Annotated in this window: 11 protein-coding genes and 1 tRNA gene; 6 read left to right on the top strand and 6 right to left on the bottom strand. The window is 69.6% G+C overall.

All coding sequences use genetic code 11. The features are described 5' to 3' along the window. Nucleotides 1-2: 2 nt before the first annotated feature. The gene (gene gmd, locus AAHG03_RS22080) at nucleotides 3-1103 is read right to left on the bottom strand and encodes a GDP-mannose 4,6-dehydratase (RefSeq protein ID WP_342153236.1); all 1101 of its coding nucleotides are present in this window, start codon (nucleotides 1101-1103) and stop codon (nucleotides 3-5) included. Between the two features lie 562 nt (nucleotides 1104-1665). Then, entirely contained in the window at nucleotides 1666-2781 is a 1116-nt protein-coding gene (locus AAHG03_RS22085) for a lipid II:glycine glycyltransferase FemX (RefSeq protein ID WP_342153238.1), read from the bottom strand. Nucleotides 2782-3273: 492 nt separating this feature from the next. Between AAHG03_RS22085 and AAHG03_RS22090 the strand changes: the two genes are divergently transcribed. The 5 genes from AAHG03_RS22090 (at nucleotide 3274) to AAHG03_RS22110 (ending at nucleotide 9431) form a co-directional block, all read left to right on the top strand. Continuing rightward, nucleotides 3274-4497, top strand: coding sequence for a DUF2252 family protein (locus AAHG03_RS22090; protein WP_342153239.1), 1224 nt, complete (start codon nucleotides 3274-3276; stop codon nucleotides 4495-4497). A 552-nt stretch (nucleotides 4498-5049) separates the two neighbouring features. Next, entirely contained in the window at nucleotides 5050-6345 is a 1296-nt protein-coding gene (locus tag AAHG03_RS22095) for a quaternary amine ABC transporter ATP-binding protein (protein ID WP_342153240.1), read from the top strand. Further along, complete coding sequence (locus AAHG03_RS22100) at nucleotides 6261-7112, top strand: ABC transporter permease (protein WP_342153241.1); 852 nt, start codon at nucleotides 6261-6263, stop codon at nucleotides 7110-7112. Before AAHG03_RS22095 ends, AAHG03_RS22100 begins: the two co-directional genes overlap by 85 nt. Before the next feature lie 48 nt (nucleotides 7113-7160). After that, nucleotides 7161-7997 carry a glycine betaine ABC transporter substrate-binding protein gene (locus AAHG03_RS22105; protein ID WP_342153242.1) on the top strand — a complete coding sequence of 279 codons (837 nt, stop codon included), beginning with the start codon at nucleotides 7161-7163 and terminating at the stop codon, nucleotides 7995-7997. A 78-nt stretch (nucleotides 7998-8075) separates the two neighbouring features. Further along, nucleotides 8076-9431, top strand: coding sequence for a hypothetical protein (locus tag AAHG03_RS22110; protein ID WP_342153244.1), 1356 nt, complete (start codon nucleotides 8076-8078; stop codon nucleotides 9429-9431). Between the two features lie 577 nt (nucleotides 9432-10008). Here AAHG03_RS22110 and AAHG03_RS22115 read toward each other — a convergent pair. From AAHG03_RS22115 to AAHG03_RS22125, 3 genes are read right to left on the bottom strand one after another with little or no spacing between them, the layout of a single operon-like run. Beyond that, the gene (locus AAHG03_RS22115) at nucleotides 10009-11982 is read right to left on the bottom strand and encodes a right-handed parallel beta-helix repeat-containing protein (RefSeq protein WP_342153245.1); all 1974 of its coding nucleotides are present in this window, start codon (nucleotides 11980-11982) and stop codon (nucleotides 10009-10011) included. After that, complete coding sequence (locus AAHG03_RS22120; RefSeq protein WP_342153246.1) at nucleotides 11979-13130, bottom strand: glycosyltransferase family 4 protein; 1152 nt, start codon at nucleotides 13128-13130, stop codon at nucleotides 11979-11981. The genes AAHG03_RS22115 and AAHG03_RS22120 overlap by 4 nt, the downstream gene beginning before the upstream one ends. Then, nucleotides 13117-13914, bottom strand: coding sequence for a polysaccharide deacetylase family protein (locus AAHG03_RS22125; protein WP_342153247.1), 798 nt, complete (start codon nucleotides 13912-13914; stop codon nucleotides 13117-13119). Before AAHG03_RS22125 ends, AAHG03_RS22120 begins: the two co-directional genes overlap by 14 nt. A gap of 331 nt (nucleotides 13915-14245) precedes the next feature. On the opposite strand from AAHG03_RS22125, the gene AAHG03_RS22130 reads away from it, so the two are divergent. After that, nucleotides 14246-15559, top strand: coding sequence for a lipopolysaccharide biosynthesis protein (locus tag AAHG03_RS22130; protein WP_342153248.1), 1314 nt, complete (start codon nucleotides 14246-14248; stop codon nucleotides 15557-15559). Between the two features lie 499 nt (nucleotides 15560-16058). On the opposite strand, the gene AAHG03_RS22135 is transcribed toward AAHG03_RS22130, so the two are convergent. Continuing rightward, a tRNA-Met gene (locus AAHG03_RS22135) sits at nucleotides 16059-16135 on the bottom strand. Nucleotides 16136-16173 lie beyond the last annotated feature (38 nt).

Consider the following 16173-nt stretch of genomic DNA (forward strand, 5'->3'; position numbering starts at 1 on the left):
GCTCACTCGGCGGCCAGACGCAGCGGCACGCCGTGGTGGCGCGGGCGGCGGAGCGCCGTCTCGGCCTCGAAGCGGGCCTCTTCCAGATCGGCCTCGACCATCTCGCGCACGAGTTCGGCGAAGGGCGTGCGCGGGGTCCAGTTCAGGGCCTCGCGCGCCTTGGTGCCGTCGCCGACGAGGAGATCGACTTCCGTCGGGCGGAAGAAGCGCGGATCGATGCGCACAAGCGCGTCGCCGGTGCGGGCGTCGCGGCCGACCTCGTCCACGCCCTGGCCCTCCCACACGATGGTGCGGCCGACCTCGGCGAAGGCCGCCTCGATGAAGTGGCGCACGGTGCGGGTCTCGCCGGTGGCGATGACGTAGTCGTCGGGCTTGTCCTGCTGCAGCATCAGCCACATCGCCTCGACGTAGTCGCGGGCGTGGCCCCAGTCGCGCTGGGCGTCGATGTTACCGATCCAGAGGCAATCCTGCGCCCCGGTCTCGATCCGGCCGACCGCGCGGGTGATCTTGCGGGTGACGAACGTCTCGCCGCGGATCGGGCTCTCGTGGTTGAACAGGATGCCGTTGGAGGCGTGGATGCCGTAGGCCTCGCGGTAGTTCACCGTGATCCAGTAGGCGTAGAGCTTGGCCACGCCGTAGGGCGAGCGCGGATAGAACGGCGTCGTCTCGCGCTGGGGCACCGCCTGGACGAGGCCGTACAGCTCCGAGGTGGAGGCCTGATAGAAGCGCGTCGTCTCGGTGAGACGCAGCTGGCGCAGGGCCTCGAGGATGCGCAGCGGGCCGACCGCGTCGGCGTTGGCCGTGTATTCCGGCGTCTCGAAGCTGACCGCGACGTGCGACTGGGCGGCGAGATTGTAGATCTCGTCCGGACGCACGTCGGCGACGATGCGGGTGAGCGCGGCGGAATCGGTCATGTCGCCGTAGTGGAGGCGCAGGCGCACGTCCTCGTCGTGCGGGTCCTGATACAGGTGATCGATGCGGCCGGTGTTGAAGCTCGACGAGCGGCGCTTGATGCCGTGGACCTCGTAGCCGCGGGCCAGCAGCATCTCCGCCAGGTAGGCGCCGTCCTGACCCGTGATGCCGGTGATGAGTGCAGTCTTCATCGTGTCCCTCGGTACGCGCCAACTGAAAAATTCGGCCGCCTTTCCTGCCGGAGCGGGACGGGCCGGTGAGATCGAAGCCATTTCAGCAAGCGGTGTGCCCTCGGATTCTGTGCCGGAACGGGATGTTTGGCTCAGGGGAGGACAGATTCCGGTCGCGCGAAAAGACTTTCGGGATGGCGGGGGGACGGGCGACTTGTTCTGACACGCGACCGTCCGCCCCGCCTTGGAGACTGGAGCGGACCATCGCGGTCCCGGACTAAATTCCGGTGTAGCAAGACGCTTTACGACAAGGTTATGATTTGCGTCGAATTTGATGCTTTTGCGCGGGCGCGCGGTCTTCAACAAAAAAACGCCCCGTCATTGCGAGGCGAAGCCGAAGCAATCCAGGGCGCGACCTTTTCGGAGAGGGCGCGACCGTGCCGACAAAGCGGCCAAGCGGGCGACCACCCTTGTGAGTGCGGAGCGCTGGATTGCTTCGGCTCCGCCTCGCAATGACGGGGTGGGGTGGATACGCCGCGGGGACCTGCCGAAAGGAACTTGCCGAAAACGCGGCGTCCGCCGCTCAGCGCTGCGCCAGCAGCGCGGCGGCGGTGGAGCGGACGAGGCGGTTGCGGCCGTGGAGCCAGAGGGGGGTGCTCTGGACGGCGCGGCGGCTGACGCCGCGCTTGAAGTCGAACACGCCGCGGTTGCCCGCCGGATCGATGCCGCCGAGATCGTAGACCGGGCAGCCCTCGGCTTTGGCCTGCTCGATCAGGGTCCAGACCGAGAGCGCGGCGGCGTTGGTGGCCCGGGCGCGCTCGTTCGAGGCGGCGAAGAAATCGGTCCAGCGCTCCGCGGCCCGGTGGGCGATGCGCACCATGATCGGCGTGCCGTTCTCGCGCAGCTCCAGGATGACGAGGCGCGGGTCGCAGGCTGCGATGTCGCGATAGGCCTGCGGGTTCAGGGTGTTGGAGAACCCCTTGCGGGCCTGGAGCGCGGCGTACATGCCGGCAAAGGTGTCGAAGGCGGCAAGGCGCGCGTCCGGGTCGGTGAGGATCAGCGTTTCGAGATCGGGGTTGCGCTTGGCCTTGGCGAGGTTGCGGCGCCACTTCGAATCGAGCCCGGCCTCGATCGTCTCGATGTCGCGGGTCAGGTCGAGTTCGAGGGTGTGGTGGCGCGCCGACACCACCGGCACGAAGCCCAGCGCCAGGAGCGCAGGCACCGCCTCGTTGTGCTGGAATTCGTGGAAGTTCACGCCCAAGAGATCGAAGGGCCTGAGCGCGAGATGGTCGCGGAAGGCCGACAGCGTGGCCTCCGCCCGCGCGGCGCCGGCCTCCGTCAGCACCGGGCAGCCCTGGGCCAGGACGAAGCGGGCGAAGCCGACGCGGCGCACCTGATACTGCACGAAGGCGAGGTCCCGGCCTTGTCCGTCGCGCACGGCGACGCGGCGAACCGACCAGTTCAGGCGGCCCTTGTAGGTGCCCCAGGGGCGGGCGGCGTAGAGGTTGGCGCCGGGCACGTCGGCGAGGCGCGCGTCCCAGTCCGGCGCGTCGGTGAGATCGACCACCGCGAGGTCGTCGGCGGCGGCGGGGCGGCGCTCGGTCGCGGCCGATGGCGTCAGCTCGCGCCGCCGGGTGTCCGGGCGGGCGGCGGGCCGCCGCATCTCCGGGGCCGCGGTCGCGATACGCGCATGGATCATCGTTTACTCCGACGCTGATGCGGGCCGGGACAGGGTCGGTCCCCCGGCCGTCGATGAAAAGCCCCCTGAATTGCCCGGTTCCGGGCAGGGTCGTCGTGCGGTGGTGAACGGTGACACCGCGGGTCGTTCGGAAATCGCGCTCGATGAGGCCGAGTCGCATCCCGTCGTCCGGTCGTCGTGGGGCCGGGCTCTTGTTGGCCGTTTCGGCGGAGAGCCTTCGGGCAGGCGGTCGGGTCGCTTGAGCCGGCGACGACGTCTGCGCGCCTTGCCGTGCGACCTTGTCACGACTGAACGCTGCAACGGCGCCGGATATTCCCCCGTGGGCGGTCGAGGCGCCTCCGTAAAGACTACCGAGAACCGCTCCGCTTCAGGTACGTTTCGCAAGCGTGTCTCATCCGGACCGGGACGTTGGGCCGCGCCTGGATTTACAGGTGCCCCTGAGTTGACGGCCTATGGGACAGCGGCGCGTGCGACGGGCGCGAAGGGAATCGGATGACGCGGCATCGAGCGGTGGAGCGGGCGGATCGCGAGGCCGTCCTGGAGCGCCAGCGGGCGCTCAAGATGGCGAAATCGGCCCATGCCTATGTCCGCGGCAACACCTTGAAGTTCTACGAATGGCTCGACGGGCTGCCCCGCGGCACCCTGCCCGAGGGGCCGGCGATCTGGATCTGCGGCGATTGCCACCTCGGCAATCTCGGGCCGCTCGCCGACGCCGACGGCGAGGTGGCGATCCAGATCCGCGACCTCGATCAGACCGTGATCGGCAACCCCGCCCACGACCTCGTGCGGCTCGGCCTGTCGCTGGCGAGCGCGGCGCGCGGCTCCAACCTGCCCGGCGTCGTCACGTCGCGGATGTTGGAGGAGATGGTGCGGGGCTACCGCGACGGCCTGAGTTCGCGCGATGAGGACGACGAGCCGCGCGAGCCCGACGCGGTGCGCACGATCCGCCACCGGGCGCTCGGGCGGCGCTGGAAGCACCTCGCCCACGAGCGGCTGGAGGACGAGAACCTCAAGATTCCCCGCGGGCGCCGCTTCTGGGCGCTCGACGACGACGAGCACGAGGCCCTCGACGCGCTGTTCCACGAGGACGCCGTGCGCGAACTCGTGCTCGCCATCGACGGGCGCCATGCCGACGCGGCGCGGGTGCGGCTGCTCGACGCCGCCTACTGGATGAAGGGCTGCTCGTCGCTCGGCTTCCTGCGCTACGCCGCGCTGCTGCGCATCGACGAGCGCGGCGAGAAGCCGAGGCTGGCGCTGGTCGATCTCAAGGAGGCCGTGCCCGCCGCCGCACCGCCCGCGCCGAAATCCAGGCTGCCGAAGGGCGTGAAGATGCCGAAAGACCCGGCCGAGCGGGTGGTGGCCGGAGCCCGCGCCCTCTCGCCCCATCTCGGCGAGCGCATGCTGCCCGCCCGCATCCTCGGCAAGCCGGTGGTGGTGCGCGAACTGCTGCCGCAGGACCTCAAGCTCGACGTCGATCAGTTCAGCAGCGGTCAGGCGGTGCGCGCCGCCCGCTACCTCGCCCACGTGGTCGGCGCGGCCCACGGCCGGCAGATGAGCCGCAGCCTGCGCGCCGAGTGGCGCCGCGCCGTCGCGAACGGCGCCACGAAGGACGGCGCGCCGTCCTGGCTGTGGTCGAGCGTGGTCGAACTCGCGGGCCGCCACGAGGTCGGTTACTTGGAGCACTGCCGCTCCTATGCTGACGCGGAAGCCGCCTGAGGGCCTGTTCGACGCGCATCGTCGAGGGCAAGACGCCTCGGACGGAAGGCCTCTCCCACCCTCCCCCTCATCCTGAGGTGCTCCGCCGAAGGCGGGGCCTCGAAGGAGGGCTCCAGCGGATCGCGCGATTCACTGGAGCCCTCCTTCGAGGCCGCTGCGCGGCACCTCAGGATGAGGGGATCGGGTAGGATGAGCCGTCGGCTGTCCCTCCGTCATGCCGGAAGCGTGGAGCTGACCGGCCGCATACGCCCTTGAACCGAAAGCGGTCGCGGCGTTATCCGCAAGGTCTCCGGCGCCATTTGCTCGCGTGGTGGCCAAACCGTGCACAATATTATGTCATCGTGACGAAATCGGTCGCGATGCTGCGGTGCAGCGCCGAAATCTGACGGTAAACTTCCGACCATGTCGGCTCTGCGGCAAAAAGCGTCGCCGCGAGACAAGCCGCGGGGGCTGCCGGGTTTAGCTTTTGATCAGATCAAAACAAGTCAAGCAGTACAGCGGGCGCCGGGAGGCGAATGCCGTAATGCGCTGATCCGAAGAGGTTGCTAGCACATGGGCCGCATCACTCTCGAGAACGTCAGCAAAGTCTTCGGCGCCAACCCCGCCGCGGCGATCGACTTGATCTCCCAAGGAAAGCGCAAAGCCGAGGTGGCCCAGGCCTGCGGCGCCGTCGTGGGCTTACGCGACATCTCCTTCGACGTGCACGAGGGCGAGATCCTGATCCTGATGGGGCTGTCGGGCTCCGGCAAGTCCACCCTGCTGCGCTGCATGAACCGCCTCGTCGAGCCCAGCGTCGGCCGCATCCTCGTCGACGATGTCGATGTGACCAAGCTCGGTCGCAAGGAGCTGCTGGCCTTCCGCCAGAAGGCGTTCGGCATGGTGTTCCAGCACTTCGCCCTGCTGCCGAACCGCACCATCCTGTCGAATGTCGGCTTCGGCCTGGAGATCAAGAACGTTCCGGCGAAGCAACGCATCGACGCGGCGATGCGGGCGATCGAACTCGTCGGCCTCAAAGGCTGGGAGAGCAAGTATCCGAACGAATTGTCCGGCGGCATGCAGCAGCGCGCCGGCCTCGCCCGCGCTCTGGCGGCGGATGCCGACATCCTGCTGATGGACGAGGCCTTCAGCGCGCTCGATCCGCTGATCCGCCGCGACATGCAGGCCGAACTTCGCGAATTGCAGCGCTCGCTCAAGAAGACCATCGTCTTCGTCTCGCACGACCTCGACGAGGCCGTGGCGCTCGGCGGTCGCATCGTCCTGATGAAGGACGGCGAGGTGGTGCAGATCGGCCAGCCCGAGGAGGTCGTGGCCAACCCCGCCACCGAATACGTCCGCCGCTTCGTCGAGCATATCGATCTGGCCGCGGTGATGCGCGCCGGACAGGTCGCCGACCGCGCGGCGGTCGTGCTCGCCCCCACCGATACGGTCGCCGAGGCGCGGCTGCGGACGGTCGCCGGCGGCAGCGACGGCTGGCTCGTCGCCGACGGCACGGGCCGCTTCGTCGGCCGCGTGCGGGCCGAGCGCCTCGCCGCCGCCCGCGTCGGCGAGACCGTGGCGAGCCTGCTCGACCGCGATCCGAGCGTCGTCGCGGCGGAGGCCCGCCTCGACGCGGTGCTGCCGCAGGTCGCGGACAGCGGCGCGGTGGCGGTGGTGGCCGAGGACGGGCGCCTGATCGGCCCGATCACCAGCCGCGACGTGGTGCGCGCGCTCGCCGCGCGGCCCGGCAACTCTTCGTCTCAGACCCCAACGGCAGGAGCGGATCGATGGACTGGAACGTCCCCAAATTCCCCCTCGACACGCTCAGCGACAACGGCCTCGACTGGCTCACCGAGCATGGCAGCTGGCTGACCCGCGCCGTCAGCCGCACGGTCTCCGACTGGATCGACACGCTGACGACGGCCCTCGTCGCGGTGCCGCCGTGGCTGGCGATCCTCGCGGCCTCGGCGCTCACCTACAAGATCGGCGGGCGCAAGGTCGGGCTGCTGACGCTCGGCGGCCTCCTGTTCCTGTGGAACCTGCGGCTGTGGCAGGCCACCGTCGAGACGCTGGTGCTCGTCATCCTGGCGACGATCGCGGCGCTGCTCATCGGCATCCCGGTCGGCATCTGGTTCGCGCTGAGCCGGCGCGCGTGGCGGACGTTCTCGCCCGTGCTCGACATGATGCAGACGCTGCCGAGCTTCGTCTACCTGATCCCGGCGCTGCCGTTCTTCGGCCTCGGGGCGGTCTCGGCCTGCTTTGCCACCATCGTGTTCTCGGTGCCGCCGGTGATCCGGCTCACCGCCCTCGGCATCCGCAACGTGCCCTCCGAACTGGTCGAGGCCTCCGACGCCTTCGGCAGCTCGGCCAGCCAGAAGCTGTTCAAGGTGCAACTGCCGCTGGCGCTGCCGACCATCATGGCCGGCGTCAACCAGACCATGATGCTGGCCCTCTCCATGGTGGTCATCGCGGCGATGATCGGAGCGGGCGGCCTCGGCCGCGCGGTGTGGCAGTCGATCCAGCGGCTCGAGGCCGGCGCCGGGTTCGAGGCCGGCATCGGCATCGTGATCGTCGCGGTCATCCTCGACCGGGCGACCCAGGCGCTCGCCGCCAAGGCCCGACCGCACGGTTCGGCCTAAACCCCACCCAATCCAAAAAACCGTTTTCCCTCCGACGACGAGACGATCATGCGCGCAACGACTCTGGGTGCCCTCCTCTGCCTCGCCCTGACCCAGACGCAAGCGGAGGCCGCGAGCAAGCAGGTGCGCATCGCCTATGTCGAGTGGGCCGACGCGGTGGTCGCCACCAACATCCTCAAGCTCGCCCTCGAAGAGAAGGGCTACGAGGTGAAGACCATCCCGCTCGCCGCCGCCGCCATGTGGCAGGCCGTGGCGACGGGGGATGCCGACGCCAGCGTCGCGGCGTGGCTGCCCGTGACGCAGGCGGCGTACTACGAAAAACTGAAGAACCGCCTCGAACTCATCGGCCCCAACGTCACCGGCGCCAAGATCGGCTGGGCGGTGCCGGCCTCATCGGACCTCAACTCGATCGAGGACCTCAAGACCAAGGCGTCGGAGGTCGGCGGGCAGGTGATCGGCATCGATCCGGGCGCCGGAATCATGAAGAGCTCCGAGGCCGCGATCAAGACCTACGGTCTGCCGGTCAAGCTCGTGGACGGCAGCGACGCCACCATGACCAGCGCGCTGAAGGACGCGGTGCGCCAGAAGAAGGACATCGTCGTCACCGCCTGGACGCCGCACTGGATGTTCGCCCGCTACGAGCTGAAGTACCTCGCCGACCCGAAGAAGGCGTTCGGCGACGACGAGAGCGTCAACACCATCGTCCGTAAAGGACTGAAGGACGACCAGCCCGAGGTCTACGCGATCCTCAAGAAGTTCAAGCTCTCGGTGAAGGACGAAGAGGCCGTGATGGCGCAGAACGAGGAGAAGGGCGCCAAGCCCGCCGAGACTGCCGCCCAATGGATCGCCAAGAACCGCGCCACGGTCGATGGATGGCTGAAATAAGAGCTTGGCCACAATCCAAGCAAATGATAATATTCAAGGGTCGAATCACACAACACTGAAGTAGAGGCTGGGGGCGACATGACTATGAAAAGCTTGACGGCCGCCCTGATGGGCTGCGCCGCGGGGACGGTGCTGTGCGCCTCGACGGCGTGGGCGCAGGTGCAGGGCACGGTCGAACTCGACGCCGAGCCGAGCCGGGTGAACCGGGTGCAGCCGATCGCGGTGCCCGACCCGACCTACGCCCCCGAGGCCCCCAAGCCCACGAGCTTCGATTTCGGACCGCCGAAGGGGAAGACCGAGTTCGGCACCTTCACCTTCGGTGGCGCGATCCGCGCCCGCTACGACTGGCGCTTCAACGACGTCGGGCTCGGCGGACAGCCCAAGGCGTCCGAGCATTTCGACTTCGACACGCTCTCGCTCAAGGCGGCCTACGATTCGGACACGATCTTCGGCGCCGCGCAGTACCGCTTCTACGGCGGCAGCTCGATCTACGGGCCGCGCAACGGCTACCGCGGCTATCCCGGCGAGGTCAGCTTCCCGATGTGGGCCTATGTCGGCTACAAGCTCACCAAGGAAGACAGCATCACGGTCGGCCTTAATCAGGCGCCGTTCGGTCTCGTGCCGTATTTCGGCAACAGCTTCATCGAGACCCTCGGTTTCGCCATGGGCCTGGAAGAGGTCTACAACTTCGGCGTCAAGTACTCGCACGTCGAATCGGACCTGAACTATCAGGTCGGCTACTATCCGGGCGCCAACCCGAACGCCATCGGCCTGAGCCTCGACAGCGCCCGCTACTCGACCAACATCGTCCGGGCCGATTCCTACACGCCGTTCGCCACCCGCAACGCCGAACAGAACATGTTCATCGGCCGGGCGGAATACTTCTTCCTCAAGAACGACCTCGCCTCGTTCGCGCTCGGCGCCTCGATCTGGCACTCGGACATCTACAACTTCGACACCCGCCAGACCGGCACCAAGCAGCTCGAAGGCGTGCACGCCATCGCCACCTACGGCGCTTGGGGCTTCAAGGGCATCTTCATCCGCCAGGACATCGATCCGCGGAACCCGCTCCGCAACGACCTGATCGGCATCGGCGGCTTCGACTTCTCCTACAACATGGCGACCCGCGGCAACTTCGTCTCGGCCGAGGTCAGCTACAAGGTCGCCGATCCGATCGGGCCGTTCACGGTCGTGCCCTATGCCGGCTACAGCGCCTACTTCAAGGACAAGGCCAGCTTCCAGAACAGCGAGCGCTTCATCATCGGCGGCGCCTGGACGCTCACCGCCGACCCGAACCTGATCGTCTACACCGAGGGCGTCATCGGCCGGAACGACCCCTATGTCGGGGCCGGACAATTCTCCAGCGGCCTCGCGCAGGGCGGCGACAACAAGTGGAAGTCGCGCTTCATCATGAACATCGGCTATTACTTCTGATTTTTCACACCCCCTCATCCAACCAGCGCCCTCATCCTGAGGTGCGAAGCAAAGCGGAGCCTCGAAGGAGGGCTCCAGGGATCGCACGCGTGCTGAAGCCCTCCTTCGAGGCTAAGCTGACGCTCAGCACCTCAGGATGAGGGGAATGGATGGGACGCGCCCGTCCAACGGGCTGCGAGATCGACCTTCGTCGGCGGGCGCGGTTCCGGGCATTCCCGGCGCCGCGCCTTTTCGCATGGTCCGATCGCCGCGAGCTGAGCCCCGCCCGAACGAAAAAGGCCGCCCTGGGCGGGGCGGCCGAAGGTCTTGGGAGGAAACGCTCACGAAGCTCGCGAAACCGGGCGGATCGCCGCTGCGTGAGTGTAGGATTACACCCGGCGGAGCCGCTGATCTTGCGGGAAACCGACCTTTTGTTACGAAGGCGGGGCGTTGTCGCAGTCTTCACGCCGGCCCGGCCGATCCCGTCGGCTGCCCGCGCCTCCCCTCGCCCCGCACGATGCGCTCGATTCTTGCGCCGCATCGGCTTTTTTCCGAAAGCCGGCGGCCACCTTTCGGGCCGATGCTTTAGGAAAAAGCCTCAGCGCCGCGGGCTCGGCGCCATCGGGAGGCCCGAGCGGCGCATCCGCGTCGTGTCCAGCCGAAACGTGCCGCCGTGGATCGGCGGGGCGGCGAAGGCGGCGGGGTCGGAGCCGGTGGGCAGCGGCGGCATCCGCATCGCCTCGACATTGCCGGTGACGATCTGGTCGCCGGGCCGGGCGGGCGCCTCGTAGCGGAACGGCTCGCTCCCCCAGAACACGTTGTCGGTGAGCCGGTTGTCCCGCGGCACGCCGGGTTCGCGGGCGAGGATCACGGCGAGCGGCGGGTAGCGGCGGCGCCACAGGGCCGAGCCCGTCGGCATGGCGGCGAGCGCCGCGCGGATCTCCGAGGTCGGGTCGGCGACGGACGGCGCGGCCCAGTTGAGGCCGCGGGCATCGACATGGATCGCCGGGCTCGCATCGGCGAAGACGTTGCGGGTCACTAAGTTGTCGCGCCCGCCGCCGATGAAGGCCGGCTGATCGACCCGCACGAACAGGTTGCCCTCGACGGTGAAGCCGCTGGCCATATCGTCGAGATAGACGCCCTTCACCTCGAGCCCCGGCCCGGTGCGGATGTCGTGCAGGAAGTTGCCGCGGATCACCGAGCCGCGCGCGGTCCAGTCGCGGCCGGCATAGATCGCGCCGGAATCGGTGGCGCCGTCGAGCAGCCGCGTGAGTTCGTTGTCGGCGACCAGATGGTCGTTGCCGCGCAGGTGGACCGCGTAATCGACCGCATCGTGAAAGTAGTTGCCGACGACCCGCTGGCCGACGCCGTCGAGTTCGACCGCCGGGCTCTGCGTCCGCGACAGGCGGGCGTAGCGGGTGAGCCGCGTGTCGCGAAGGAACAGGCCGCCGGGGGTCAGGCTCGGCCGGTCGCCGGAGACGAGCCGCACCGCGCCGAAGCCGGTATCAGAAATGGCGCAGGCCTCCAGCCCGCCGCCCTGCACGCCCTCGAACAATGCCGCGCGCAAGCCCGACCATCCGAGCGCGCTGTTGCGCACGACGATGTCGCTCCCGCCGCGGGCGGTCAGCAGATCGCCGCGGGTCCGCTCCAGCCGCAGCGCCTCGATGCGGACATGCGCGGCGTTCTCCAGGCTGATGAGCGTGTCGGCGACCGAGACCTCGACCGCGCCGGCCCCGTCGCGGGGCCAGACCAGCAGGAGGTTGCGCGAGGCATCGCGCCACCATTCGCCGGGCGCGTCGAGTTCGGCGAGCGCGTGGACGATGCGGGCGCGGGCAATGGCACGGATGCCCTCGTAGGGCTTGGTGGCGAGCCGCACCAGCGCCGAGCCGGCGGCCGGCACCGCGGCGGGTATGGTCTCGAACAGCCAGCCCCAGCTCCAATAGCCCTCGGCCCAGAGATCGGCCTCGCCGCGCCACGGATCAGACTTGGCCCCGTCGAGCCGGATGCTCGTCCCCGCCGCCTCGGGCCCGGCGGTGACGCGGGCGAAGCCCTCGTTCGGCCAGCGCGCCGGATGCAGCGCGCCCTGCGCGTCGAACACCTCGAAGGTGAGCGGCGGGGGCGGCGGCCCGAGCAGGCGCGGCGGGCGGATGCGAGGATGGGCTGCCATCCCCTCGGGCAACCGGTACGCCTTCACCCGGCCCCGCGCGCTCGCCGGCAGGCGCGCCGCGAGGTCCTTGGGCAACGCCACCGCCTCGACCGGCACGCTGCCGACCACGCGGGTGGTGCCGTCCGCCGAGCCGCGGATCACCAGGGGCGAACCTTGCGTGCCGCCATGCTCGGGCCCGATGCGGGCGTAGCGGCCGAGACGGTGGAGGCCGGAGGCCAGTTCGATCGCCACCGGCCGCTCGGGATCGCGCTTGCGCAGGGCCGCGACCTCGTCGAGGGCCCGATGCAGATCCATCGGTGGCCGCACGCGGATCACCCGCTCCGGCCCCGCGGCGGAGGCCGGCAGCGCGAGCAGCCCGAATCCGAGCAGCAGCGCGAGCCGCAGCGTCCGGCCCGAAGCCGTCACGGCCGGGCCGCGAGGATCGGCCGCAAGCCGTCGAGATAGCCCTGCACCGCGGCCTCCGGCGTGTAGCCGGTCAGGGCGCGGCTCGCGGCCTCGCGCAGGGCCCCGCGGCGGGGCGCGTCGTCGAGCAGGGCCAGCGTCGCCTCGATCCAGGCTTGCGTGTCGAGTTCGCGCACCTCGCCGCAGCGTCCCGCGGCGACGAGATCGCGGGCGATGCCGGAATGGGGCGAGGCCAGCACGGCCGTCCCGCTCTGGAGCGCCTCGTGGACGACGATGCCCCAGACATCGCCGCGGCTCGGAAACAGGAACAGCCGGGCGGAGGCGTAGACCGCGGGCAGCGCGCCCTGCGTCAGGTAGCCGTCGAACCGCGCCGCGATCCCGGCCTCCTTGAAGCGCGCCTCCATCTCGGCCCGCAGCGGCCCGTCGCCCGCCACCCGCACGGAGAGCCGCCGCCCCCGCGCGGCGCAGCCGAGGATCACGTCGGTGAAGAAGCGCGCGCCCTTCACCTCCTCGTTGAGGATGCCGCAGAACAGGACATCGTAGGGCCGCTCGGAAGCCGGCGGCAGCGGCCCGGCCGGCGCCCAGGCCGGAAACAGCGGGCTCGTGGCGAATCGTTCCGACCCGATCCCGTAGAGCGCCAGCAGCCGGGCGCTGCCCGCGCTCGGGCCGATGCCACCGCTCGCACCCGAGACGATGGCCTTGCGCAGCCAGCGATGCGGCGTCGAGCGCTGGCCCGGATCGGTCTCCGGCACGCCGTCGGTGCGGATCAGGTAGGGGATGCGCCGCAGCCGCGCGTAGGCCGCCGCCATCAGCATCGTCGGCGAGAAGTCGTTGAGGACGATTGCCCCGGGATCGAGCGCGGCCAGCCGCGGCACCACCGCGGGATTGACGTAGAGGTTGCGCACGGCGTCCCTGTGCCAGCGCAGGCCCGGCAGCACCGCGTGCCGGAACAGCCGCGGCGCCTCCACCACCCATTGCCGGGCGGCCTCCCGCGGCGTGCAGGACAGGACGTGGAGCGGCCGGTCGAGCCGCTCGGCCAGCCGCTCGTAGAGGACATGGGTGTAGGGCGCGAGCGCCCCCGTCACCACGACGACCGGGCGCCGCTCCCGCGCCTGCGGGGCCATGACCGGCACGCGCTCAGGCCGTCCCATCGCTGCGTCTCCTCAAGCGCGATCCCCCGAGCAGCGCCTCGAACTCGAAGTCCGACCAATGCGGCTCGACGACGTGGCGCGGCATCAGAAAAAAGTCGTCGGCGCTGCGGGTGTGGCCGCGCCGGGTGGTGAAGAAGGTGCGGAAACCCGCCGCCCTGGCAAGCGCCGGATCGCGGGCGGGATCGAAATCTTGCCCGGCCACGCCCCAGGGGCAGGCGAAGTGATCGACCGGCCGGCCGGCGAGCGCCGAGAGTTCGTGCCGCGAGCGGGCGAACTCGGCCGCGATCTCGTCCGCGCCGAGACCGCTCAATCGGAGATGGCGCGCCCCGTGCGAGCCGATCTGCAGCCCCGCGTCCAGCCACGCCGCCACGTCGGCGCGGTCCATGTAGCGGCGCTCGCCCGGCGCCTGGGGCGGCGCGTCGAGCCAGTCACTGACGAGGAAGACGATGGCCGGCAGGCCGAGATCGGTCAGGACCGGCATCGCCACGTCGCGGTTGTCGGCGTAGCCGTCGTCGAAGGAGATCAGGAAGGCGCGCTCCCGCGCCGGCCAGCCCGCGGCGAGCCGGTCACAGGCCGTGTCGGCGTCGATGAAGTCGCCGTGGCGCCCGAGCAGGCGGAGCTGGTCGGCGAAGCGCTCCTGCAGAGGCGCCGGAATCTGGTGATAGCACAGGGTGTAGAGACCGGGCTCGGCGCGAGCCAGCGCGCGCAGCCACGCGCCGCCGCGCAGAGCCAGTCCCCGCAAGGCCGGCGTGTCGCGCAATGTGGTCTTGACCCAATGATACATGCTCGCCTCCCCCTACCATCTCCCCTACAATGTTTCGGTTCATTTCTGCAGACCGAAGTGTACGACTTTGACGCCCAATGGTTAATTCAACAAAAAAGAATCATACCCGGCAATGATCGCGCGGATTACTGCATCCACTGGCCCGTGGCTTGCGCCGGAGCGGCCATACGTGACGCGTCCGTCCCCCGCCGGGACAGACACAAGAGAAGCGGTGTTCATGACGGGTCATCTGACGATCTCGACCCCGGGGGCCGCCCCCGGATGGCACAGACCGGCCCGTCCGCGGACGGCCCGCCTCTCCTCGCCCTCGCTGTAGAGCGGAACGCATCCGATGCACGACACCGCCCCCCTTCCGCTCGGCGAGCGCCTGCGCCTGCGCGCCCAAAAGTTCGTCCGCCGCCCGCCCGCGGCCCTGATCTCGCTCGCCGACCAGGGCGTCGTCAGCGGCTTCGGCTTCGTCAGCGGCATCGCCGCCGCGCGCCTGCTCGGCATCGTCGAGTTCGGCCATTTCGCGATGATCCTCATCGTGATCTCGTTCGCGCAGGGGCTGCACAACGCGCTCATCACCGCGCCGATGATGACGCTGGCCGGCGCCCGCGGCTCGATCTCGCGCATCTACGGCGCCAACATCCTGATCGCCGCCTTCCTGCTCTCGGTTCCCGGCGCGGTGTTCGTGATCTTCGCCCTGGCGCTCAGCGGCCAGATGTCGCCCGCCGCACTCACCGCGGCCTGCGCCCTGATGCTGGCGCAGAACATCCAGTTCACCCTGCGCCGCCTGCTGTTCGCCCGCGGCAAGGGCCTGCGCGCGCTCGGCATGGACCTCGCCCGCGCGGCGGGCTTCCCGCTCGCCGCCGGCCTGATCTGGCTCCAGCACGGCGCGGTCGGGGTCAACGGCTTCGTCGGGATGCTGGCGCTCACCTCGCTGGTGACGAGCCTGCCGTTCATGATCTGGGTCGGGCGCCCGCTGCTACGCGATTCCGCCTCGGTCCAGCTCGGGGCGCTCAGCCGGCGCCACACGCCGATCGCCCGCTGGCTGCTGCCGATCGTGTTCGTCACCTTCGCCCAGGAACAGCTGGTGTGGATGGTCGCGGGCTCCTCGCTCGGCCTCGACGCCCTCGGGGGCCTGCGCGCGGCGCAGTACCTCGTCGGCACGGTGCTGATCCTGCTCAGCGCCACTGAGAACGTCTTGCCGGTTCGCGCCGCCCGCGCCCACTCGGAGGGCGGCGAGGAGGCCCTGCGGCGCTACCTCGTCAGCGCCGGCATCCGGCTGGGCGCCCCGATCGTCGCGATCCTGGCCTTGCTCGCCGGCCCCGCCGAGCTGTGGCTGACCCTGATCTTCGGCTCGGAATTCGCGGCCTATGCCGGCTGCCTGCGCATCCTCTCGGTCGGCGTGCTGGTGATCCTCGTGCGCGATCTCGCGGCGCACTACTTCCGCGCCAAGCAGAACACCCGCGTGATCTTCGAATCCCTCGGGGTCAGCATGGTGGTCTCGCTCGCCGTGGTGGTGCCGCTGATGCAGTACGCCGGCGTCACCGGCGCGGCAGCAGCCGTCACCGCCGGCCACATCGCCTCGCTGATCTACCTCGCGGCGGCGATGCGCTGGCAATCGCGGCCGGTGATGGGTTGGCTGGCGCGCGCACGCTGAGGTTTTTTTGGGGGAGCCCGGAGCGGGTCCGGGCCTACCCACTTCTGCTCGAGGACGGCGACGAGACAGGTCGAAGCCGCCCGCTCTCACTCGGTCATGGAACAGCCTGAGCCCTGCCGGACACCCGGCAGGGTTTTTTCGGTTTCAGTACCCACAGGATTACGCCGCCCGATCCGCCCTGGCAGGCACGCCTTCCGGGCGGCGCGTAGCCTCCCATTGCACAGGCGCCCGGTTGGCTGCCTCGTAGGCTCAACCGGCCGGCCCCTTTTTGTCTCACCGTCATTGCGAGGCGGAGCCGAAGCAATCCAGCGCTCCGCACCATCCGGAAGGAGCGCGCACGTAGCCGTGGCGTCGGTGCAAGCTCGGCCTCTTCGGACGCGTCGCGCTCTGGATCGCTTCGGCTTCGCCTCGTACGCACGGATCAAACGAGAAGAAGCGAGCGGCCAAACAGCAAAAGGCCCTGCGCGGAAGCGCAGGGCCTTTTGCTTGGTCGGTGAGTTGGTTGCGGGGGCTGGATTTGAACCAGCGACCTTCAGGTTATGAGCCTGACGAGCTACCGGGCTGCTCCACCCCGCGGCGGTGTCGGTGATGTCTGAGTGTCGGTCGCGGTGGCG

The sequence above is a fragment of the Methylorubrum subtropicum genome, assembly GCF_038442325.1.
Taxonomy (GTDB): Bacteria; Pseudomonadota; Alphaproteobacteria; order Rhizobiales; family Beijerinckiaceae; genus Methylobacterium; species Methylobacterium subtropicum.

Coding starts and splice junctions, on each gene's coding strand:
- AAHG03_RS22095 (WP_342153240.1), top strand. CDS start 5,050: ATGGGCCGCATCACTCTCGAGAACGTCAGCAAAGTCTTCGGCGCCAAC.
- AAHG03_RS22100 (WP_342153241.1), top strand. CDS start 6,261: ATGGACTGGAACGTCCCCAAATTCCCCCTCGACACGCTCAGCGACAAC.
- AAHG03_RS22090 (WP_342153239.1), top strand. CDS start 3,274: ATGACGCGGCATCGAGCGGTGGAGCGGGCGGATCGCGAGGCCGTCCTG.
- AAHG03_RS22125 (WP_342153247.1), bottom strand. CDS start 13,914: ATGTATCATTGGGTCAAGACCACATTGCGCGACACGCCGGCCTTGCGG.
- AAHG03_RS22130 (WP_342153248.1), top strand. CDS start 14,246: ATGCACGACACCGCCCCCCTTCCGCTCGGCGAGCGCCTGCGCCTGCGC.
- AAHG03_RS22085 (WP_342153238.1), bottom strand. CDS start 2,781: ATGATCCATGCGCGTATCGCGACCGCGGCCCCGGAGATGCGGCGGCCC.
- AAHG03_RS22120 (WP_342153246.1), bottom strand. CDS start 13,130: ATGGGACGGCCTGAGCGCGTGCCGGTCATGGCCCCGCAGGCGCGGGAG.
- AAHG03_RS22105 (WP_342153242.1), top strand. CDS start 7,161: ATGCGCGCAACGACTCTGGGTGCCCTCCTCTGCCTCGCCCTGACCCAG.
- gmd (WP_342153236.1), bottom strand. CDS start 1,103: ATGAAGACTGCACTCATCACCGGCATCACGGGTCAGGACGGCGCCTAC.
- AAHG03_RS22110 (WP_342153244.1), top strand. CDS start 8,076: ATGACTATGAAAAGCTTGACGGCCGCCCTGATGGGCTGCGCCGCGGGG.